Consider the following 21,387-nt stretch of genomic DNA (forward strand, 5'->3'; position numbering starts at 1 on the left):
TATTATTCTAAAAATTCCTGAAAAAGAGAAAGTTTACTGCTGCAACATTCGGAATAGATACATAATATCTACTTAGAAAGGGGTATGAAATGTTCAAAGTATCTTTTATTAAAGGAATTATAACCGTTCCCATTGTTTTTGTTTTACTGGCAGGTTCTTCTGTTACAAAGGCTGCTTCAGATGAGCCGATGCCGGCCACAGATGCAACAATTTCAGCAAATAAGGCTTTTTATGAACAGTTGAATTTTACAGATAAAGAAGATTTCAAGAATGCACATAAAGGTTTCATTGCGCCTTTGAATATGAATCCCATTAAAAATTCAAAAGGTGACGTAGTTTGGGATAGTAATCGATATTCATTCATCAAAGAAGATCAGCCGGCAAGTTTTACTGTAAATCCAAGCTTGTGGCGGCAGGCTCAATTACAAAATATAACAGGCTTATTTAAAGTGGTAGATGGCGTTTATCAAGTTCGGGGCCAGGATTTATCAGTGCTTACCATTGTGGAAGGAAAAACAGGATTAATAGTTTTGGATACACTTTCTACAATTGAAACGGCAAAAGCAGCCATGGAGCTTTATTTTGAACATCGGCCCAAAAATCCAGTAAGTGCAATTGTTATTAGTCACAGTCATGCGGATCACTTTGGTGGTATGAAAGGCATTGCTCAATATGCTGACAATCCAGCTAAGGTGCCGATTATTGTCCCAGCAGGTTTTAACGATGAAGCGCTAAGTGAAAACATTCTTTTAGGCAATATAATGTCTCGCCGTGCAGGTTATATGTTTGGAAATCTCTTAACCGCAAATGAAAGGGGGTTTGTTACTTCTGGTATTGGCCCTGGATTAAGTAACGGAACTTTTAGCTATTTACCTCCAACAATGGAAGTGAAGGATGATATTCAAACGGTGGAAATAGACGGAATTACATTTAAATTTTTATTGACGCCGGATTCGGAAGCTCCATCTGAAATGCATTATTATATCAATGATTACAAAACGTTAGTGGTAGCGGAAAACACCGGACACACGTTACATAATATTTATACATTAAGGGGAGCTAAAACCAGAGATACCCTAAAATGGGTGAAAGCACTTGATGAAACAGTTGATCTGTTTGGAAACGAAGATATAGATGCTATGGTAACGGCCCATACATGGCCCATATGGGGAAGGGACGATGTTCTGGAGCAGTTGGAAAGTCAGCGTGATTTGTACAAATATATTCATGACCAAACCATACGATTAGCGAATTTAGGACTTACACCTGATGAAATCGCGGAAGAGTTAAAGCTTCCTGAAAAGTTGGATAAAGTCTGGGCCAATCGGGGGTATTACGGAACATTGAAACACAACGTAAAAGCGGTGTACAACTTTTATTTAGGATATTTCAACGGTAATCCATCCGACTTGGATCCATTACCACAAGAGGAATCGGGCGCTAAATATGTACAGTATATGGGTGGGGAAAAGAAGGTCATTAAACAGGCAAAACTTGATTATAAAAGAGGGGAATATCGCTGGGTGGCTCAAGTCTTAAAGCATGTCGTCATGGCCAACCCGAAAAATACAGAAGCAAAAAATTTATTGGCTAAAGCTTATGAGCAATTAGGATACACAGCTGAATCTTCTGTGTGGCGTAATTTCTATCTTACCGGCGCAGACGAGTTAAGGAATGGTGTGGCAGACTCAAAGGGAAGTGGCGGAATGATGAATCTCGATACGCTGCTCAATATGCCAATGGATGATTTCCTGAAATTCTTGTCCATTAAATTAAACGGAATGAAAGCGGAAAATAAAAATATGACTTTCAATTTGACATTTACAGATTCAAAAACCAATTACACGATCGATCTGAATAATTCTGTATTGAACTTCAAAAAAGGGAAAATGGCGTCCAACCCTGATGCAGCATTAACATTAGATAGAATAACCTTCTATCAGATTGCTCTGGGACGTGAAGATTTATCCAAAATGGAAGCAGCCGGTAAAGTTGCCATTTCCGGTGATAAAAAACAATTTGAAGATTTCCTGACTTTGCTGGATCAATTCCAACCAAAGGTTAATATCGTAACTCCGTGATAATCAAACACTTCATATTCTGAAACAAGGATGGATCGGTTACCCACGAGTCTACTTAGCAGTCTCGTGGGTTTGAATGTATTATTAATCCTGTAGGCATCCTGTTTCGTTTTTAATTTTTTATAAAACGCTCCTAATAGTTACAGAACAAGTTTTGTAATTCGAAAGGAATTGTAAGCGCTTCCTGTGAGGCTGAGGTTTTGTGAAAATATAAAAAAATGGAGTGATGGTAAATGCAGTTATATGCAAGTAAGAAACGAAAAATAATGATTAGCGGCCTTTTATTTGTTGGAATGATTTTAAGTTTTTTTGATCGCGTTGCCATAAATGTCGGGATTATCCCTATTGCAGATGAGTTTCATCTCAATACGTCCCAGACAGGTATTTTAATTAGTATATTTTTTGTTAGCTACTCACTCATGCAACCGCTTGGTGGATGGATGACCGATAAGTATGGCGCCAGGGTCATGGTTACTGTTTCTTTGCTTAGTTGGTCCTTGTTCACTGTAATGACTGGGTTTGCTTGGTCATTCATGTCTTTATTATTCATCCGTTTTCTGTTCGGGTTAGGTGAAGGGCCTTTCTATCCTGCCAGTATGTCCACTATAAGAGATAACTTCCCGGAAGAAGAACGGGGCAGGGCAAATTCGTTTTTCCTGTCTGCCCAAAATATTGGCGGGATATTAGGTACTGCACTTGCAGCTTCCATGGTGGTGGCATTCGGTTGGCGGGGCATGTTTACCATTTCCGGGATTCTAGGGATATTAGCTTCTTTCGGAATTTGGTTCATTCTAAAGCCTCAAGGAAATCAAGAGGTTAAAAAAGACAAACCGAAACAAAAAAAGGTTGCTCTGAAACTGTTATTTAAAATCGAAAATATTTGGAAACTCATAACATTCAAGTTTATATCAAATATTATCAACTATGGTCTGATCACTTGGATGCCTATATATTTGGTTAAAGAAAAAGGGGTGGATTTAATAGCCGCCGGAGGTTTATTGGCAATCCCTTATATTTTTGGTTTCTTGATGTTTAATGTAAGCGGGTGGCTTCTGGATAAGCATATGGCTAACCGGGAGAAGTATCTTGCCGCTGCAGGCGCTTTATTATCGGCAATTTTTCTCTTTCTAATGTCTAACGCCACGTCTATAGCACTTATCATCACTTATCTCACTCTCAACTCCGTAGCACTGTCTTTCTTTGGAACGGTTCTTTATACGATCATCATAAAATACTCACCAAAGGAACTAACGGGCTCTGCCTCCGGACTCGTAACTTTTGCCGGTCAAATTGCAGGTGCGGTTTCTCCTTTAGCCCTCGGTTTGATTATCAGTCTGTTTAATGACTCCTATAATGCCGCTTTCCTGTTTTTGGTGATAATAGCGTTATTAGGAACGATTGTTGCCGTATCTATTAAAAATAATCAGGCACAACCCGCTAAAGAATACGAAAAAACATCTACCATTGTATAAAACTAGATTCTGCTTTTGAGGATAAAGCTTGAGGTATTCTGATTCCACTTCTCTAAAATTGAAAGGGCTTTCTGTTCGAGGTATGATAGTAGTAATAGGCTAGAAGGAGAATAAACCATGAATATTGAACAATTGGAATATATCATTAAGGTGGCCGAGGTTAACTCGATTTCCACTGCATCAGAAAGCCTCCATATCTCTCAATCTGGAATCAGTATGGCCATTACGAGTTTGGAGAAGGAATTAGGTATAAAAATCTTCAAGAGGTCAAGGTTAGGAACCATACCTACAGAAGACGGAAAGGAAATCATCCAGAAAGCTCTTGAAGTATTAAGCAAATTGGAAGAAATAAGAGACAGTGCCCAAATACATTCAGATACGATGGAAAAAGAGTTGCGCCTTTCATCAACACAAGGTTTATTTCTAACGGTTTTGCCTAAATCCTTGGCCTTATTTAAGAAGAAGTATCCCGAGGTGAAAATTGTCATTGAAGAAAAAGGGGGACAAGAGATAACCGAAGAAGTACGGAATGGTAAAATAGACATCGGGCTATTGAATATCCCAAAGGTTAAACCAAAAGAAATTGAGTTGGAATTCCAACCTTTGATGGAAGCAAAAGTGATTGTGATGGTCAGTAAGAACTCCCCTTTAGTGAACCGTAAAAGCATAACCCCACGAGAGCTTATGGACCAAAATTTGGTCATTTACAATGGACCAAGAATGAAGTCGTTCATTAAAGGTTTTTTTGATCATTACGGTGAGATGAATATTTTGTTTTTCACAAATAATACAGAGATCATCAAAAAAACCGTCGCTGAGGGATTAGCGATTGCCTTTTCTTATGATATTGGAGTTAACAGCGACCCCTATTTCCTAAGCGGGGAACTTGTGGCCATTCCTTTGGTGGAGCTGGAAAATAATACAATGGAATTCGGTTACGTTCGCTCTAAGAAGCAGTATTTTTCAAAAGCTTCCAGGGAGTTTATTAAATGTCTCGATTTCTATACCACTCTTAAATATTAGTTTCCTATGATGATAGGGAACTAATATTTTTTTATTTACATCAATATTTTTTATATTTATATCATATATCCTTATTTTACTTAAATATTATTTACATTTAAAATTAATATTATAACATTTTAAATACTTAAAAAATTCAACGAAAATAAAAATCGAAAGGGGAAACTTATGGTAACGACCCAGGAAGAGAAATTAGAGGTACTTCAAACAAAGTTGCAGGATTTCATCCAAAATGAATTGCTTCCATATGAACAGGAGCATGGCTTGAACGCTGAAGAGGATATTCCGATGGAAGCCATAAAATGGGCAAGGAAAAGATCCAGGGAATTGGGCTTTTACGGAATTAACCTCCCTGAAAAATATGGCGGACAAGAAGTAAGCTTAAAAGGATTATGCATGTTCAAGGAAGAATTGGCACGTTCCGGAGCGGTTTTATGGGGGCAGGTTATAGGGGAGATTGGCGGGCCGCTAAGAATTGGTCAGATGTTGGAAAGTTTTACACCGGAGCAAATAGAAAAATATGTAATGCCCGTTGTGACGGGAGAAGTGAGTTGCTGCTTTGCCCTTACAGAACCAAATGCCGGGTCGGATGCATTTGCTATCGAAACAACAGCCGTTAAAGACGGAAATGATTATATATTAAGCGGAAAGAAACATTTTATCAGTGCGGCCCCCTATGCTGATTTCGCCATTGTCATAGCAAAAGAATCCCGGAAAGGAGAAAAAGAAAGGATCACTGCTTTCCTAGTTGATAAAAAAACACCACAACATCCAGGGTTTGAACTAGGAGACATTCAAGTTCCCCTATCAGGAGAACGCATACATGCCGAATTGAATTTCAATCAATGTCGAGTGCCTGCCGCCAATATAATCGGAGAACCAGGAAAAGGGTTGCTGCTCGGATTGAAAAGAATAAACACAAATCGCGCTTCCCATGCCGCCGGCTTTATCGGAATGGCTCAACACCTTCTCGATTTATCTGTTGAACATGCCAAAACGCGAGTCCAGTATGGCCGGCCCATCGGTGACTTCCAGGCAATTCAGCATATGCTCGCTGATATGGCGACGGAAATCTATGCAGCAAAATGCATGGTCTATGATGTGGTTGATAAAATTGATCAAGGAAAAGAGAATCGGGCCGGTACATCCATGGCTAAGCTGTTTGCTTCAGAAGTAAATTGCCGTGTAGCTGACAAGGCCATCCAAATCTTTGGCTCCAAAGGCTTGGTAAAAGGGCATCCAGTAGAAAAAATGTACAGGAGTGCACGGATGTATCGGATTCTGAGCGGAACCTCAGAGATTCAAAAAAATACAATTGCCAAAGCACTATTAAAAGGGTGAAAACTTTTTCGGGGGAGGAAATATATATGCTGCATAAGTTGACATTTCAGTCACTGTTGAATAAAGGAATGAAGCGATTCGGCGAACTGCCGGCTATTACCTTGTTGCCAAACGGAGAAACGATAACCTACGACGAGTTATGGAAGAAAACAGAACTTATCACATCTTATTTAATGCGTTTAGGTGCAGGTAGGGGCGTCCGCATAGCGACCATCATTCCAAACAGTTTAGAAAGTGTGATGTTTGGTTTGGCCGTCCAGCAATGCGGGGCTACCTTGGTGCCATTAAGTGAAAAACTCGGAAAACGAGAAATACAATTCATTTTAAAGGAAGCAAAACCAGAAGTGGTCATAATTGCTACACAGACACACTTCGACACCTTCTTAGAGTATTTGGAAGAAATGAAGAAGGAGGATGTCCATGTTATTGGGCTCCCTGGCTTTAATAGTAATTATCCGGAGGAGTTTGAACTATTTAAATGGCCTAGTGAAATAAATAATTTAGACTTGCCAATAGCTGAAGAAGATGACATTGCCCTTCTGTCCTATACAGGCGGGACAACGGGTACACCCAAAGGCGTCATGCATTCCCAGAAAGGACTCGGCGCCGCGATATTTTCTGCAGCTATCGAAGACCCGCTGGACGACCGGGACCGGGTATTGCTAAGTACGCCCATTGTGCATTCAGCCGGTTCACTACTTTGGAGATCCCTTGTTTCGGGCGTCCATGTTTATGTGATGGGCTCATTCAACGCTGCAGCATTCATACAGGCGATAAAGGAACATGAAATCACGACGACATTCATGGTACCGACCATGTTATACAGGCTTCTTGATCAGACCAAGAAGATGGAATATGATATGAGCTCCATGCGCAATATCTTCTATGGTGCGTCACCGATTTCACAGAAGCGCCTTAAAGAAGCTTTTGAAGTATTCGGGCCTATCATGCGCCAGCAATACGGCATGACAGAATGTAATATTGTCATTTCAAGACTATCGAAGAGCGCTCATGTATGGGCTTATCATAATAATCCGGAAGTTTTGAAAAGCTGTGGAAAACCGTGCATTCTTACCGAAGTTCGACTGATTGATGAGAATGGAAATGATGTAAAACCAACCGAGTTTGGAGAAATTATCGTAAAGTCCCCAGCCATGATGGTTGGATATTATCAAAGACCGGATCTTACCAGTGAATACATCCGTGATGGCTGGTTCTACACGGGGGATATTGGTAAATGGGATGAAAGCGGTTACCTTTATATTGTAGATAGGAAGAAAGATATGATCATTACAGGCGGGATGAATGTATATTCTTCAGAAGTGGAGCGAGTGGTGAACCAGCACCCTTCTGTTGCATTAAGCGCATGCATTGGCGTTCCCCATCCAGATTGGGGAGAAGTAGTGTGTGTCGTGATAGCATTGCATGAAGGATTGAGCTGTACTAGTGAGGAATTAATTGATTTCTGCAAACAAAGGACCTCTAAGTATATGGTTCCTAAAATTTCCTATTTTCTTGATAAGTTCCCATTAACGCCGATTGGAAAAATAGATAAAAAAGAATTAAGAAAGATGTTTTCACAAGGTATTCTAACCATTTAGGAGAGGCAGAACAAGTGTATCATAACAGACTTAATTTCAACATTGATACCTACAGAAAACTAGAAAATATAAGATAGACACAAATTATTTTAAGTTACATCATAATTCATACAAGAATAGGGGATTTAGGTATATATTCCTAAAAAATATTTCCGCACCAGAACCCTTAATAATAAAAAAGACGACTCCAATTTTATGAAAATAAATTGGAGTCGTCTTTTTTTCTACTAAATTAAGTGGCCTCAATTTTTTCAAGTGTGTATTTTGATTTTAACTTTTAGATCCCGTTTGATGATTTAATTTTTTAACTCCTTCTTGAAGGGCTGGCAAGTAGATTTCTAATAATTTCTTTTTATCTGTTCGGATGACCTGGGTAGAAACATTTACTGCGGCTATCGTTGCCCCCTGCCAATTGATAATGGGCATTGAAATGGAGCGGAGTCCTTCTTCTAGCTCTTCATCACCTAACGCATAACCCCGTGCCCTGGTCATGGCCAAATCTTCCTCGAATTTTTCATAAGTGGTGATTGTATTTTGGGTAAAAGCTTCGATATTGGTGATTCCCCAAATTTTTTTCCTTTCGTTTTCGGGTAACCAGGCAACAAGTGCTTTTCCTAATGAGGTTGCATAATAAGGCAACCTTGAACCGACCTTCAAGTTTGCCCCGACGATCCTTTTAGCTGCATTCACTCTGGAAACATAGACAACTTCCGCACCATCCAAAATGGCCAGATTTGTTGATTCCTTTACAGTGGCAGAGATAGATTCCAAGATTGGTTGAGCAAGATCCGGTAAATTCAATGTTTGTAAATAATGGACCGCTAAATCCAAAACCTTAGGGCTGAGTTGAAATCTATTGTCTTCTATTAACCTTATATAACCAAGGTCGACAAGGGTTAATGCAAAGCGTCTAACTGTCGCTTTATTAATGCCTGTCCGCTCTGCAAGTTCCCGAAGCGAAAGACTGGCAGAACTTGAATCAAAAGCTTTTAACACTTCAAATCCTTTTGCGACTGATTGGACGAAATAAGATGATTGTTCCGTTTCATTATTCATCTCGAACTTCCTCCTAAAAATAATGAAAATTTATAGTGAATTATCAGCCTAATTGTTAGAAAAAACAAACAATTAGGTTGACTTCTTAACAAAAGATAATTATGATTATCCCAAGGTACGCTATATGTACAATATATACGTATAGTGTACACTTATGATCGCAATTATACAACTCTTATTTTTAATTTTTTTCAAAGAATATGTAAGGGATTACATTACGTGGAAGAGGAGGCTTTAAGCTAAGTTGAATAAAATCATTACTGCATCAGAAGCTGTTTCGTATATAAAAGATGGAGACACCGTCGCTGTAGGAGGTTTTGGGTTGGTAGGATGCCCTCTTAACCTGGTGGAAGCAATGGCTGAACATCCAGTTTCCGATTTAACAATCATTAGCAATAACCTAGGGGAACCCGGAGGAAAAGGTCTAGGTAAGATTCTACTCCAAAATAAAATAAAAAAAGGGATAGGTTCATATTTTACGAGTAATATGGATGCCGTCCGTTACGTCAAGCAAGGTATGTTGGAAGTGGAGCTGGTTCCGCAAGGGACATTAGGAGAAAGGTTACGAGCAGCAGGTGCAGGTATAGGTGGATTTTATACTCGCACGTCAGCGGGGACACTTATAGGAGAAAATAAAGAATCACGCGTAATTAATGGAAAAGAATATGTTTTAGAGTTACCGTTATTTGCTGATGTGGCTTTAGTGAAGGCTAAAAAAGCAGATAGGTTGGGTAATTTAATCTATTCAAAAACAGCTCGGAACTTTAACCCTGATATGGCTAGTGCAGCAAAAATAACTATAGTTGAAGTGGAGGAGATTGTTGAAATGGGCAAGATATCTCCCGAGGAAATCATAACGCCTCATTTGTTCGTGGATTTTATAGTGGAAAGGAGAAATTGACCGAAGATGTCGACACTTACTATTAAAGAAATGATAGCCAAAAGGGTTGCTATGGAAATAAAAGAGGGAACAATCGTCAATTTAGGGATCGGCATTCCGACCATGGTTGCTAACTATATACCCGAAAACAAATCCGTGTACCTTCATACGGAGAATGGGCTCCTTGGAGTAGGTCCTTCGCCAGAGAAAGGGAAGGAAGACCCTGAAATCATAAATGCCGGGAAATTACCGGTTACCGCACAAAAAGGTGCTGCTTATTTTTCATCCTCCGAATCATTTGCGATGATTCGCGGCGGACATATTGATACAGTCGTTTTAGGAGCCCTTCAAGTCAGTGAAACAGGAGATTTAGCAAACTGGGCTGTACCGGGAAAGGATATTTTAGGAGTTGGTGGAGCAATGGATTTAGTCGTGGGTGCAAAGGAAGTCATCATTGCAACTCAGCATTGCACCAAAGAGGGCAATCCGAAAATTGTCAATCACTGCGATATTCCACTAACAGCCCAAGGTGTCGTATCGACATTAATATCTGAATATGCAGTTTTTCGATTTAAAGATAATGAAATGATTTTAGAAGAGTTAGACAAGGGGTGTACGATAGAGAAATTAAAAGAAATCACACCTGCAAATTTTATAATTTCACCAAGTTTGAAAGCGTATTCAGTCGAATGAATTAACAATCCGGAGGTATTATAATGGATCATGAATTTGTAATTGTTAGCGCAAACCGTACAGCCATTGGTAGAGTTGGCGGACGATTAAAAGAGGTGCCGGCTGGAAATCTAGCTGCAACAACCATTAAAGATGCGATTGAGCGTGCTGGGCTAGAACCTGAGCAGATCAATGAAGTGATTTTTGGTGAGGTACGGCAGTCCACTGAATCATCTAATCTAGCACGTGTTGCTGCATTAAGAGCTGGTATTCCCCATGAGGCCTCTGCTTTCACAGTAAACCGACTATGTGCTTCAGGCATTCAGGCTGTTGTATCGGGGGTTCAGCACTTAGCATTTAATCCGGATGATATTGTTGTTGCCGGCGGAGCGGAAAATATGAGTAGGGCCCCCATTTATTTAAGAAATTCACGATATGGAGAAGGAAATCCTTACCTTGTTGATTCTAATCTTGAAAATGGCCAGCAGCCAATCGAAGTTTTTGGAAAAGACTTAGGTATGGGGATTACAGCTGAAAACGTTGCGGAAAAATATAATATTTCCCGTGAGGATCAGGATGCATTTGCTTTGGAAAGCCAGAATCGGGCAAAATTAGCAATCGAGTCTGAATCCTTTAAATCGCAAATTGTTCCGATTGAAATAAAAACTAGAAAAAACACATCGATTTTCCAAATAGACGAGCACCCAAGGGACACAACCTTAGAAAAATTAACCCAATTGAAACCAGTCTTTAAAAAGGATGGAACTGTCACAGCGGGTAATGCCTGTGGCCGAAATGATGGAGCGAGTTCCTTAGTCTTAATGACTCGAGAAAAGGCTTCCAACATAGGTATCAAACCTATTGCCAAAATCATTAACTGGTCTACAGCCGGTGTCGATCCACGATATATGGGAATCGGTCCAGTTCCCGCAATCGAAAAACTTTTGAAAAAAACTGGTCTGAAGGTTGAGGATATTGGGCTGTTTGAATTGAATGAGGCTTTCGCTTCGCAATCACTTGCCGTGATACGTGAAGCGAAGCTAGATCCTGATAAAATCAATGTCAATGGTGGGGCTATCGCATTAGGTCATCCATTAGGGGCAACTGGAGCGATAATCATAACGAAATTAATTCATGAAATGCAAAAACGACAAGAAAGATACGGGATAGCGACTCTATGTATTGGCGGAGGTCAGGGCATGGCTATTTTATTAGAATTAGCCTAAGACGATTCTAAATGAATGAACTGCATTAAATAAATATATTTTGGACATTTACGATCTGAGGAGGCATTACATGGAGACAGAACTTAATAAGCCACAGCTCAAAATTCCACCAGCTACGATGGGGGAAAAATTAAGACAGGTTGGACCAGGTATAGTTGTCGCTGCCACAGGTGTGGGAACTGCCGATTTGATAACATCTATCGTTATTGGAACGTCTTTTGGAATGACCTTTGTATGGGCCATTATCGTCGGTGCAATTTTGAAATACTTTTTAAATGAAGGTGTAGGACGCTGGTATTTGGCAACTGGACAAACCATGATTGATGGCTGGCATTCATTAGGGAAATGGGCAACAGGTTATTTTGGTATCTACTCAGTCATTTGGGGATTTATCTATGGAGCAGCTGCAGCATCGACTTCAGCATTGGCCATGCACGCCATGTTTCCAATCATGCCGCTTTGGGCTTGGGCTATCGTCCATTCGATTCTAGGCTTCGGTCTCGTTTGGACAGGCCGTTATCTGCTGTTTGAACGTGTAATGACAGTTTTAATAGGTATTATGTTTGTAACGATTATCGGTACTGCGATTCTTTTCCTACCTAGCTTAGGAGATTTCGCAATCGGATTCGTTCCTAGAGTTCCAGAAGGCTCATTCATTTTAATGCTAGGCTTGATTGGTGGAGTTGGTGGAACAATCACTATGGCTTCCTATGGTTATTGGTTAAGTGAAAAAAGCTGGAGTGGAAAAGGTTGGATTTCCATGATGAGAACAGATACCAAGGTTGCCTATACATTAACAGCTATTTTTACATTGGCTGCATTGATAATCGGTGCTCAATTTCTTGCGGGTACAGGTGTCAGCATCCGTGATGATCAAGGGCTTATCCAACTTGCCGAAATGCTTGGGGCGGAGTTTGGCACACCTATGCGTTGGTTATTCTTAATTGCATTTTGGTCTGCAGCTTTCTCTTCCTTACTTGGAGTTTGGAATGGGGTTCCGTATCTTTTTGCTGACTTTGTCAAAACGATACGCAGTAAAAAGGCTCCAGGAAAACAGGCTGTTTCAGAAACGGAACCTGCTTATCGTGCCTATCTAGCCTGGCTGACATTCCCTCCGATGATTTTGTTTTATTTCGGGAAACCCGTCGAGTTAATCATCATATATGGAGCTTTAGGAGCATTATTTATGCCATTTCTGGCGATCTCCCTGATTTTATTATTAAATTCGAAAAAGGTAGATAAAGAGTTTAGGAACAAAGCGGTTCCTAATTTGGTTTTAACAGCTTGTCTCATGATGTTCGTCTATTTAGGGGTTAACGAACTTATTGAAATTTTTACGAAATAATAGGTAAAGGCTGTGGGGAATCTTCTTCCTGATAGCCTTTATTTTTCCCTTTAGCTGGTCAGTCTCACTTTTTTTTACCCCCAAATCTCATTTTCGCCGTCAATAAAAAAAGCATATGTGCTTTACGCCTTCACGGAAAAGCTGATGGTCATCGATAATAATTATACTAAAGAAGGATTTCTAGCAAACATATTCAATCCAAAAGTAGCTGTGACTTTTTTGTTTTTCACCTTAATTTATATCCAGCAGACAAGCACATAGCTTTTACTTTAGAGTTTGGAATGGTATTTCTTTTATATGTCATTATTTATAGAATTATATGCCTTCATATAAAATGAAAAATTGAGAAAATCGATGGTGATGATAGTGTTCACTCCTTTTAATGAAATATGAATCTATGATTTAGTGTCTTTAACGATAGTTTAAAATGGAGTTGCATTTTTTAGGCAGAAGGAATAGACTTGAATAAAATTTAATGTTACGGGAGTCTGTGGAATCAGGCTGAGAGTATGACTAACTGTTGTAGACCGTTTGAACCTGTTGGGTAATGCCAGCGTAGGGATTGTGACTAGAGGACCACTATGCACTTTGCTTACGCAAAGTGCTTTTTTATTTTCTATGAAAGGATGGATTCGAGATGAATCAACAGCAAGTCATAACCAATAATATTGTTCGCTTTATGCAGAATGAAGGTACATCAGACGAGGCATTCAATGAACAGGCCTTACAATTATTTTCTTATCAATACCATCATAATCTTCCCTATCGAACCTTTTGTTTTCAAAAAGGAAAGACACCAAGGGTAGTCAAGACATGGAGGGATATTCCGGCCGTTCCGATTAATGCTTTTAAAGAGGTCACGCTAAGCTCCATAGATCCCTCTGAAACAGAGGCGGTTTTCATGACGAGCGGAACTACAAAAGGAATTAAGGGCAAACATTATCATCCCACTTTGGAAGTGTTTGATGAGTCCATGATTTTAAATTTTAGGAAAAGATTTATGAAGGAAACGGAGAAAATCTGCATGGGGATTCTTTTTCCAACCGAAATAGAAATGCCTAACTCCTCATTAGCTCGCTACTTGGGTCTTGGAATGCGTGAATTCGGTACGAAGGATAGTCACTATCTATTAAATGAAAGTGGAATTGATATGGACCGCCTGCTGGAGGACCTTGAGCATGCGGAAAAAACTGGGGAGCCTTATGCCCTTGTAGGCGCGAGTTTTAGTTTCGTACATATGATCGAAGAATTAGAACGAATGGGAAAGACCTTTAGTTTACCAAAGGGAAGTAAAATCCTTGATACGGGAGGATATAAAAATCAATCAAAGGAATTGGGTATGGATGAATTCTATCGTATGCTTTCCACTCACTTAGGTGTAGACCGGTCTGAGTGTATCAATATGTATGGGATGACAGAGCTAAGCACGCAATTTTATGATGATGGTAACGAGACTGTTCCTCCTGTGAAATCGGGACCGCATTGGATAAGGACTAGAGTGATTAATCCTTTAAGTGGGGAAGAGGTCCAAAAGGGCGAGCGGGGAGTACTTGTTCATTGTGACTTAGCTAATTTTAATTCGGTCACTACCATCCTAACAGAAGATTTAGGGGTCGAGGTGGATGGTGGTTTTCTTTTATTAGGGAGAGTGCAGGGAACAGAAGCAAAAGGTTGTTCCATAGCAGTGGATGAGTTTTTAAAAGCTGCAAAGGGCTTTTCGGAATGAGAGAGATTGCAGGATATATACCGGATATAGGGGATGAAGATTTCACAAAAAGGATTTTAGTATTTAAGAGAAAGTATGAAGAAGTGGAAGTGGAGATTCCCCTTCTTACGATAGAACAGATGAATAAGGTTATAGAAAAAGTTAAAAGGGCGAGTGTTGAGACATTAAAGGCATTTACGACGGTGGAAATCATGGACATTATTGACAAAGCGATTGAGAGATTGCTGGATCGTCGTTCACCGTACCGTCAAAAGGCTGAACAGCTCTTGCCGATTATTACAGGGTACGATGAGGAAATAGTTCGTCTTGGTCTTACTGTCTATTTGAAAAAGTTCCGCAAACATGAACTCCAACGCTTTGTTGTCGAAGATTTTGGAAATCCCCTGTTGCTTGATGACTTTCAACCTCGAATCAAAGGAGGGTACTCTAAGGCAGTCGGGCCAAATCTAATCACCCATATTTGGTCGGGGAATGTCCCTGGTCTTCCTTTGTGGAGCTTCATCTCCGCCTTGCTTACCAAGTCAGGAAACATTGGGAAGGTCTCAAGCGCGGAGCCTCTGTTTGCGGGCTTGTTTGCCCGTTTGTTAGTGGAAATTGAACCTAAATTAGCGGATTGCTTTGCCATTGTTTGGTGGAAAGGGGGCGATGAAGAGCGGGAAGCATGCATATTGGAACAAAGTGACGTTGTAGTAGGGTACGGCGGCAACGCTTCGCTTCAGTCTCTTCAAAGCCGAACGCCAATAACCACCCGATTTTTGGCATATGGGCATAAAATCAGTTTTGGGTTGATCTCTCGTTTAAGCCTGGATTCACAAAAAGCTTTTGAAACGGCACGTCAAGCGGCAATTGATGTCATCCGTTATGATCAGCAAGGCTGCTACTCTCCCCATATTTTTTATGTCCAACATGGCGGCAATGTTTCGCCAAAAGAATTTGCGAGATATCTGGCACATGAACTTGAAAACATGGAAAAAAGGTATCCTCGGCGGAGTCTTTCAATGGAAGAGTCTGCAGCACTGGCATCGTGGCGTCAAAGAGAAGAGATGAGTGTTTTTTATGATTCCCAAAAAGAGGTATTGGGAAATGCAGCACTTGATTGGACCGTCGTATATGAAGAAAAGGGCATTTCCTTCACTCCAAGTAGTTTGAATCGAGTAATAAAAGTGATTGCCTTTGAAAAAATAGAGGACCTGATTCCTTCCATTGAGCCTCACCGTGCTTTCCTCCAAACCGTTGGTATAGCTGCAAGCCCAGGAGAACTTTTTCATTGGGCCGAGTTATTGGGGGGGATTGGTGTAACGAGGTTAACGGCTTTGGGCAGTATGACGTCTCCCGAAGCGGGATGGCATCATGATGGCCGCTTTAATTTACTAGATTTGATCAACATGGTAGATATAGAGTCCTCTGCTGTAGTGTTCAGTGAAAGATTTGCCCCTTATGTTGATTAGGAGGTAGTGGAATGGGTTTTTTGACAGTTAAAGATGTGACATACAGCTATCAGGGCAAAAGGTCAGTTATCAATCGTGTAAGCTGGGAATTAGAAAAAGGGGAGTTTCATTGTTTGCTAGGGAAGAGTGGGTGCGGGAAAACGACGTTATTAAAGCTGGCAGCAGGCTTACTGCAGGTTGATGCTGGAATTATTTCCCTGAATGGAAACATCGTAAACAAGCCGTCCCCTGAAGCCGGATTTGTCTTTCAATCCCCAACCCTATTAGAGTGGAAAACTGTAATGGATAACGTTCTGTTGCCCGTTTCCCTTAGGGGGAAAGTGACGGTAAAGGATATAGAGTATGCGATGAAGTTATTGGACACTGTTGGGTTAGCAGACTATCTTCAAAGTTTCCCGGCACAATTATCAGGAGGTCAGCAGAGTCGTGTAGCCATTGCAAGGGCACTTGTTGAACAGCCGTCCATGATGTTCTTGGACGAACCATTTGCTGCATTGGATGCGATTACAAGAGAAGAATTACAGGACGACCTTTTAAAGATATGCAAACAGCAAAATACGACAGTCCTTTTTATAACACATGATATTTCAGAAGCTGTTTATCTCTCAGAACAAGATAGCGGTAATGGATCAAGGAAGCATTGTCTATGATACAGCTGTCGATCTTGAAAAGCCGCGAATGGTGGAAATGAGGTACAGCTCGTATTTTAATGAACTTTGCCTCAAGATCCACCAGGTTATGGGGGGAGCACGGATATGAAACGATTTCCTATATACTCCGTAATCCTTTTAATGCTTTTGCTATTTTTATGGGATCTAGCAGCAAGGTCCATGTCAGAGCTTGTCCTGCCGACACCTATTGTGATTTTCCATACTCTTTTTGAAGGCATAATCGACGGATACTTTACCCCGCATATTATCCGAACCACATCAGAGGTGTTGCTGGGACTGTTTTTTGGAGGGGTATTCGGATTTGTGGCAGGCATTATTTTGGGCGAGGTGCCTTTTTTACGGAAGCTCTTGTTTCCTTACATTATTGCCAGTCAAGCCGTTCCGAAGCTTGCTTTAGCCCCACTTTTTATCCTTTGGTTTGGATTTGGAATGACCTCTAAAGTGGTGATTACGGCACTGATCTGTTTTTTCCCATTATTGGAGAATACGGTGATGGCCATAAAGTATACGGATAAGCAGAAGCAGGAACTGTTCAAAATGCTGGGTGCATCACGCTGGCAAACCTTGATTCATTTAAAGATACCTGCCGGGATGCCTGGGATTATAGCAGGGCTTCGCGTAGCGGTTGTTTTGGCAATAGTAGGAGCGGTTGTTGGAGAGTTTATCGGCGGAAGTGACGGATTAGGAGCTGTGATCATCGCTTCACAGGGAATGATGGATACACCATTGATGTTCGCTACCTTGATTTTGTTAACGGCCATGGGAATGGGGTTATATCAGGCGGTTCAACTATTGGAAAAGAAATGGGTCAAACGATTTATAAAGGAGACGGAGAAAAAATGAAATCAAAAATTATGCTAATGGGTTTATTATTAATGATAGCAATAATTACAAGCGCTTGTGGAGCGAAGGTAGAGACAACCAAGGAATCAGGCTCAGAGAAAATACAGCCGGTCAGAGTAGCGAATTGGAGTAAGCCGATAACTGAGCAAACGAATTTATTGGTGGATGAGAAAAAACACTTTTTCAAGGATAAAGGATTGGACGTTTCGGTTATTCCAGGAGAAGGTGGCGGGGATGCCATTAAAAATATTGTTTCTGGACAAGCTGACATTGCGTTTACAGATCCCGGCTCTCTTTTCTTTGCATTAGACAAAGGGGAAAAGCTGAAGGTGATTTATAATATCTATCCACAAAATGTGTTTAACATTGTATCCCTTAAAGACAAAAAAATAAATAAGCCACAGGATCTTAAAGGGAAAACAATTGGTGTATATAGTTTAACAAGCGGGACGCGTCAAAATTTATTGGTACTTCTGCATCAGGCTGGACTTTCGGAAAACGATGTAAAAATCGTGGAGACGGGATTGTTGAATTTTGCTCCTTTGATGCAGGGAAAGGTGGATGCAACAGCTGCAACGGATACTGGATTAGCAGTCGCTAAACAAAAAGGATTGGATGAAGTAAATGTCATGGAAGTAAAAGATTATTTGAATGTGCCTAGCGATGTATTTGTTGTCACAGAAAAGACGTATGATGAAAAGAAAGGCGTTCTGAAAGAATTTTTGGAGGCTTATAGCAGCAGTGCACAGTGGATGATCAAAAATCCGGAGGAAGCCGCTAAACTAGCATCTGAATATGCCATTGATGGAAAAGATGAACAACAAAACTTGAAAATTATTAATTTGAGAAATATTTCGAGTGTTTCCTCTGAGGGGACTGATAGTAAGGGGCTAGGGGTACTTGATACATCGGTTTTACAAAAAGGGGCAGATACGTACCAGCAATTAGGACTAATTAAAAATAGCATCGATATGAAAGAGGCAGTGCGTGACGATCTTCTTCCTAACAAAACGGAGGAGAAAAAATGAAAAAATTTCAGGGGAAAGTAGTACTGGTGACGGGAGCTAGCCGAGGAATAGGAGCTAGTATTGCCCGTGCCTTTGCGAGAGAAGGGGCACTGGTTATCATCAACTACCTGCAAAATCACGAGGCCGCTGAACAGGTTGCCGTGGATTGTACTAAACTGGGCGGTGAAGGATGGGCTATACAGGGAGATGTCACATCTGAATCGTCCGTCAAACAGATGATCGAACAAGTTTTGGAAGCGGGGAAAATTGATGTTCTCGTGAATAATGCCTTCAAGTCTTACATTTTTGATGCTGACAATCGAAAAATGTCATGGGAGCTAACATGGGAAGATTATCAGGCGCAAATTGATGGGGCTTTACGCTCGACACATTATATGTGTCAGGCAGTCTTACCCATTATGAAAAAACAGAGCAATGGCAGCATCATCAATATGATCAGCAATTTAGTTCAAAGGCCGATTGTACCTTACCATGAATATACGACAGCAAAAAGTGGACTTATGGGGTACAGCCGTAATTTAGCTGCAGAGCTCGGAGCTTTTGGAATCAGGGTCAATTGTGTGGCTCCGGGGCTTGTCTATCCAACGGATACAAGCAAGGATACAAAAGAAGAGTTGAAGGACCTCATCATCTCCCAAACTCCACTCCGCAGAATTGCAGCACCAGAAGATGTAGCAGGACCCGTGTTGTTCCTGGCATCAGATTGGAGTCAGTTTATGACAGGGCAAACTTTATTTGTAGATGGCGGGCTTGTGATGTGACAACATGATAATCATTAAATCACTACTTGGTAAGTGAATTTTCATTTCATTTACTTCATTTATTTGACCAAATCTTCAAATATTATGCTGTCGTTGAGCAAGAGGGGGGAGTTTATCTGTGAGCTTTCCTGATTTAGAGAATTTCTTTACAGATGATGAGACAGTGTCTCAGGCTGCAGTAATGGCTGAGGATGTAATGGTAAAATGCTGAGCTTTTATGAGGATGAAGGAGATACATAATAGCTCCAAGTAAGGCAGAGGTATTTAATGTCCTGAGGGAGGTAGTTTAAAAACTGCTGAGTATAGGGAGGCTGTTTAAGTCTCTCTTTTTGTTTGGATTTTGGGAGCTGAAATGCTCCTTTTTTTATTAGTCTCTGCCTACTGATTTTACGATAGGCACAGCAAAATATTTTTTGTTTTTCAATTTAAACAGTACCCGCTTAGTATTTTTATAATGATGGTAATATAAATAGAAAATAACTTCCGTTGGGAATGAATGTTTAATGAAGTGAGGAAGTATGATTATTATCTAAAGGAAATGATACTGAAATATTATATTTTTCGATTGATTCCACCAATTCATGAATGAAAAAAATTGCGTGTTAGGATATAATATATTATTGTATTGGAGATTCATTGTGGAATTTCCTTTTTTTATGGGTTTCATTTGTTTATCTCCCCAATGAACCGGGAAATAAATTATAGTTGTATATGTTTTTATAATAATAATTAGAGTTAAGTAGAGGGGTTTGGTTTAATGGAATTCTTAGAAAAATTTATTAGTGAGGCTAATGGTGTGTTATGGTCTTCCATATTGATCATCATGTTGGTGGGATTGGGTCTTTATTTTAGCATCCGCACGAAGTTTGTCCAATTCAGAATGGTAGGGGAAATGTTCAGGCTTTTGGGAGAAGGGGCTGCTGCGGATAAAAAAGGTGTTACATCCTTTCAGGCATTTTGCATAAGTACGGCATCGCGGGTAGGAACAGGAAACCTTGCGGGTGTTGCCATCGCGATCACGACGGGCGGACCTGGAGCCGTTTTCTGGATGTGGTTAATAGCGCTGATCGGGTCTGCTTCCGCATTCATTGAAAGTACACTTGCTCAAATCTATAAGGTCAAGGATGGGGATACATTCCGCGGCGGTCCAGCTTATTATATGGAAAAGGCATTGAATGCCCGTTGGATGGGCATCACTTTCGCTGTGTTGATTTCGCTTACATTTGGACTGGCCTTCAACTCGGTACAATCCAATACGATTACGAGCGCATTCAACGAATCGTTTGGGATTGAAAAGTGGGTTACGGCTCTCATCTTGGCTATGGTCACGGCTGTCATCATTTTTGGCGGGATCAAAATGGTTGCAAAGGTATCTGAAGTCATCGTTCCGATCATGGCAGGAGCCTATGTGATAGTGGCGTTGATTATCATCATCATGAACATTACCGAGTTACCTGGTGTTTTTGCTTTGATCTTTGAAAGTGCATTCGATGGAATAAAAGAAGTGGCTGGCGGAGTACTGGGAGCTGCCATGATGCAGGGAATCAAGCGCGGCCTATTTTCAAATGAAGCCGGGATGGGTAGTGCACCAAATGCTGGTGCGACGGCTGATGTCAGTCATCCCGTCAAACAAGGGCTCATTCAGTCTCTAGGTGTTTTTGTCGATACGCTCATCATTTGCAGCTCGACAGCCTTCATCATTTTGTTTTCCGGTCTTTATACATCGAAGGAAACGGATGGAATCGTCCTTACCCAAAATGCCCTCGGAACGGCATTGGGATCTTGGGCAGGTATTTTCCTTGCCATTATCGTCCTGCTATTCGCCTTTAGCTCTATTGTGGGCAACTATTATTATGGAGAGTCGAACATCGGCTTCATCAATGAAAATAAGGTTTGGCTGAATGTCTATCGTGTCGCAGTCGTAGGAATGGTGATATTCGGTTCGCTTGCCTCACTGGATTTTGTTTGGGGACTGGCTGACTTGCTTATGGCCCTTATGGCCATTATCAACCTGATTGCCATAGCATTACTAGGGAAAATTGCTTTTGCTGCACTGGCTGATTATCAAAAGCAAAAGAAAAGTGGGAAAAATCCAGTTTTCCATGTTAACAATATTAAAGGTTTGAAGAATGTGGAATGTTGGGGTGACCCATCCGATAATGTGGATGTGAAGAAGGAAGCCTAAGTTCTCATTAAGCTTACAAGTAAGTCCT

17 protein-coding genes are annotated in these 21,387 nt (G+C 40.7%); 16 read left to right on the forward strand and 1 reads right to left on the reverse strand.

Features of this window, described 5'->3' with window-relative positions; all coding sequences use genetic code 11:
• Nucleotides 1-89 precede the first annotated feature (89 nt).
• The 5 genes from AC0VX1_RS11240 to AC0VX1_RS11260 all read left to right on the forward strand — a co-directional run bounded on the left by AC0VX1_RS11240 (nucleotide 90) and on the right by AC0VX1_RS11260 (nucleotide 7,518).
• Nucleotides 90-2,081 (forward strand): alkyl/aryl-sulfatase, encoded by a 1,992-nt coding sequence (locus AC0VX1_RS11240; RefSeq protein ID WP_475471262.1) that lies wholly within the window; start codon nucleotides 90-92, stop codon nucleotides 2,079-2,081.
• 233 nt (nucleotides 2,082-2,314) lie between these two features.
• Nucleotides 2,315-3,553, forward strand: a complete 1,239-nt coding sequence (locus tag AC0VX1_RS11245) for an MFS transporter (protein ID WP_413008216.1) — start codon at nucleotides 2,315-2,317, stop codon at nucleotides 3,551-3,553.
• A 117-nt stretch (nucleotides 3,554-3,670) separates the two neighbouring features.
• Nucleotides 3,671-4,576 (forward strand): LysR family transcriptional regulator, encoded by a 906-nt coding sequence (locus tag AC0VX1_RS11250; RefSeq protein ID WP_475471264.1) that lies wholly within the window; start codon nucleotides 3,671-3,673, stop codon nucleotides 4,574-4,576.
• 168 nt (nucleotides 4,577-4,744) lie between these two features.
• Complete coding sequence (locus AC0VX1_RS11255) at nucleotides 4,745-5,917, forward strand: acyl-CoA dehydrogenase family protein (RefSeq protein WP_475471265.1); 1,173 nt, start codon at nucleotides 4,745-4,747, stop codon at nucleotides 5,915-5,917.
• A 26-nt stretch (nucleotides 5,918-5,943) separates the two neighbouring features.
• Nucleotides 5,944-7,518: a class I adenylate-forming enzyme family protein gene (locus tag AC0VX1_RS11260; protein ID WP_475471267.1), complete on the forward strand. Its 1,575-nt coding sequence runs from the start codon at nucleotides 5,944-5,946 to the stop codon at nucleotides 7,516-7,518.
• A 270-nt stretch (nucleotides 7,519-7,788) separates the two neighbouring features.
• Here AC0VX1_RS11260 and AC0VX1_RS11265 read toward each other — a convergent pair whose 3' ends face one another.
• The gene (locus AC0VX1_RS11265; RefSeq protein ID WP_400449134.1) at nucleotides 7,789-8,574 is read right to left on the reverse strand and encodes an IclR family transcriptional regulator domain-containing protein; all 786 of its coding nucleotides are present in this window, start codon (nucleotides 8,572-8,574) and stop codon (nucleotides 7,789-7,791) included.
• A 244-nt stretch (nucleotides 8,575-8,818) separates the two neighbouring features.
• Here AC0VX1_RS11265 and AC0VX1_RS11270 point away from each other — a divergent pair, with 244 nt between their 5' ends.
• The 11 genes from AC0VX1_RS11270 to AC0VX1_RS11320 all read left to right on the forward strand — a co-directional run bounded on the left by AC0VX1_RS11270 (nucleotide 8,819) and on the right by AC0VX1_RS11320 (nucleotide 21,359).
• Complete coding sequence (locus tag AC0VX1_RS11270) at nucleotides 8,819-9,475, forward strand: CoA transferase subunit A (protein ID WP_098185350.1); 657 nt, start codon at nucleotides 8,819-8,821, stop codon at nucleotides 9,473-9,475.
• Between the two features lie 6 nt (nucleotides 9,476-9,481).
• The gene (locus tag AC0VX1_RS11275; protein ID WP_098866401.1) at nucleotides 9,482-10,147 is read left to right on the forward strand and encodes a 3-oxoacid CoA-transferase subunit B; all 666 of its coding nucleotides are present in this window, start codon (nucleotides 9,482-9,484) and stop codon (nucleotides 10,145-10,147) included.
• Between the two features lie 23 nt (nucleotides 10,148-10,170).
• Nucleotides 10,171-11,352: a thiolase family protein gene (locus AC0VX1_RS11280; RefSeq protein ID WP_413021003.1), complete on the forward strand. Its 1,182-nt coding sequence runs from the start codon at nucleotides 10,171-10,173 to the stop codon at nucleotides 11,350-11,352.
• A gap of 70 nt (nucleotides 11,353-11,422) precedes the next feature.
• A complete protein-coding gene (locus AC0VX1_RS11285) occupies nucleotides 11,423-12,697 on the forward strand; it encodes an Nramp family divalent metal transporter (protein ID WP_413021005.1) in 1,275 nt (424 codons plus the stop codon).
• Between the two features lie 637 nt (nucleotides 12,698-13,334).
• Nucleotides 13,335-14,423 carry a LuxE/PaaK family acyltransferase gene (locus tag AC0VX1_RS11290; RefSeq protein WP_475471270.1) on the forward strand — a complete coding sequence of 363 codons (1,089 nt, stop codon included), beginning with the start codon at nucleotides 13,335-13,337 and terminating at the stop codon, nucleotides 14,421-14,423.
• Nucleotides 14,420-15,871, forward strand: coding sequence for an acyl-CoA reductase (locus AC0VX1_RS11295; protein ID WP_475471272.1), 1,452 nt, complete (start codon nucleotides 14,420-14,422; stop codon nucleotides 15,869-15,871). Before AC0VX1_RS11290 ends, AC0VX1_RS11295 begins: the two co-directional genes overlap by 4 nt.
• 11 nt (nucleotides 15,872-15,882) lie before the next feature.
• A complete protein-coding gene (locus AC0VX1_RS11300) occupies nucleotides 15,883-16,521 on the forward strand; it encodes an ABC transporter ATP-binding protein (RefSeq protein ID WP_475471274.1) in 639 nt (212 codons plus the stop codon).
• Between the two features lie 105 nt (nucleotides 16,522-16,626).
• Entirely contained in the window at nucleotides 16,627-17,385 is a 759-nt protein-coding gene (locus tag AC0VX1_RS11305) for an ABC transporter permease (protein ID WP_475471276.1), read from the forward strand.
• Nucleotides 17,382-18,413, forward strand: a complete 1,032-nt coding sequence (locus tag AC0VX1_RS11310; RefSeq protein ID WP_475471278.1) for an ABC transporter substrate-binding protein — start codon at nucleotides 17,382-17,384, stop codon at nucleotides 18,411-18,413. The genes AC0VX1_RS11305 and AC0VX1_RS11310 overlap by 4 nt, the downstream gene beginning before the upstream one ends.
• A complete protein-coding gene (locus AC0VX1_RS11315) occupies nucleotides 18,410-19,174 on the forward strand; it encodes an SDR family oxidoreductase (protein WP_096338596.1) in 765 nt (254 codons plus the stop codon). Before AC0VX1_RS11310 ends, AC0VX1_RS11315 begins: the two co-directional genes overlap by 4 nt.
• Nucleotides 19,175-19,931: 757 nt before the next feature.
• Entirely contained in the window at nucleotides 19,932-21,359 is a 1,428-nt protein-coding gene (locus AC0VX1_RS11320; protein WP_475471280.1) for an alanine/glycine:cation symporter family protein, read from the forward strand.
• The last annotated feature ends 28 nt before the right edge of the window (nucleotides 21,360-21,387 follow it).

Source organism: Peribacillus sp. QJM3NY_7, from assembly GCF_056173225.1.

Excerpts from the sequence above, each read along its gene's own strand:
- AC0VX1_RS11240 (WP_475471262.1), top strand. The coding sequence starts at position 90 with ATGTTCAAAGTATCTTTTATTAAAGGAATTATAACCGTTCCCATTGTT.
- AC0VX1_RS11245 (WP_413008216.1), top strand. The coding sequence starts at position 2,315 with ATGCAGTTATATGCAAGTAAGAAACGAAAAATAATGATTAGCGGCCTT.
- AC0VX1_RS11250 (WP_475471264.1), top strand. The coding sequence starts at position 3,671 with ATGAATATTGAACAATTGGAATATATCATTAAGGTGGCCGAGGTTAAC.
- AC0VX1_RS11255 (WP_475471265.1), top strand. The coding sequence starts at position 4,745 with ATGGTAACGACCCAGGAAGAGAAATTAGAGGTACTTCAAACAAAGTTG.
- AC0VX1_RS11260 (WP_475471267.1), top strand. The coding sequence starts at position 5,944 with ATGCTGCATAAGTTGACATTTCAGTCACTGTTGAATAAAGGAATGAAG.
- AC0VX1_RS11265 (WP_400449134.1), bottom strand. The coding sequence starts at position 8,574 with ATGAATAATGAAACGGAACAATCATCTTATTTCGTCCAATCAGTCGCA.
- AC0VX1_RS11275 (WP_098866401.1), top strand. The coding sequence starts at position 9,482 with ATGTCGACACTTACTATTAAAGAAATGATAGCCAAAAGGGTTGCTATG.
- AC0VX1_RS11280 (WP_413021003.1), top strand. The coding sequence starts at position 10,171 with ATGGATCATGAATTTGTAATTGTTAGCGCAAACCGTACAGCCATTGGT.
- AC0VX1_RS11285 (WP_413021005.1), top strand. The coding sequence starts at position 11,423 with ATGGAGACAGAACTTAATAAGCCACAGCTCAAAATTCCACCAGCTACG.
- AC0VX1_RS11290 (WP_475471270.1), top strand. The coding sequence starts at position 13,335 with ATGAATCAACAGCAAGTCATAACCAATAATATTGTTCGCTTTATGCAG.
- AC0VX1_RS11295 (WP_475471272.1), top strand. The coding sequence starts at position 14,420 with ATGAGAGAGATTGCAGGATATATACCGGATATAGGGGATGAAGATTTC.
- AC0VX1_RS11300 (WP_475471274.1), top strand. The coding sequence starts at position 15,883 with ATGGGTTTTTTGACAGTTAAAGATGTGACATACAGCTATCAGGGCAAA.
- AC0VX1_RS11305 (WP_475471276.1), top strand. The coding sequence starts at position 16,627 with ATGAAACGATTTCCTATATACTCCGTAATCCTTTTAATGCTTTTGCTA.
- AC0VX1_RS11310 (WP_475471278.1), top strand. The coding sequence starts at position 17,382 with ATGAAATCAAAAATTATGCTAATGGGTTTATTATTAATGATAGCAATA.
- AC0VX1_RS11315 (WP_096338596.1), top strand. The coding sequence starts at position 18,410 with ATGAAAAAATTTCAGGGGAAAGTAGTACTGGTGACGGGAGCTAGCCGA.
- AC0VX1_RS11320 (WP_475471280.1), top strand. The coding sequence starts at position 19,932 with ATGGAATTCTTAGAAAAATTTATTAGTGAGGCTAATGGTGTGTTATGG.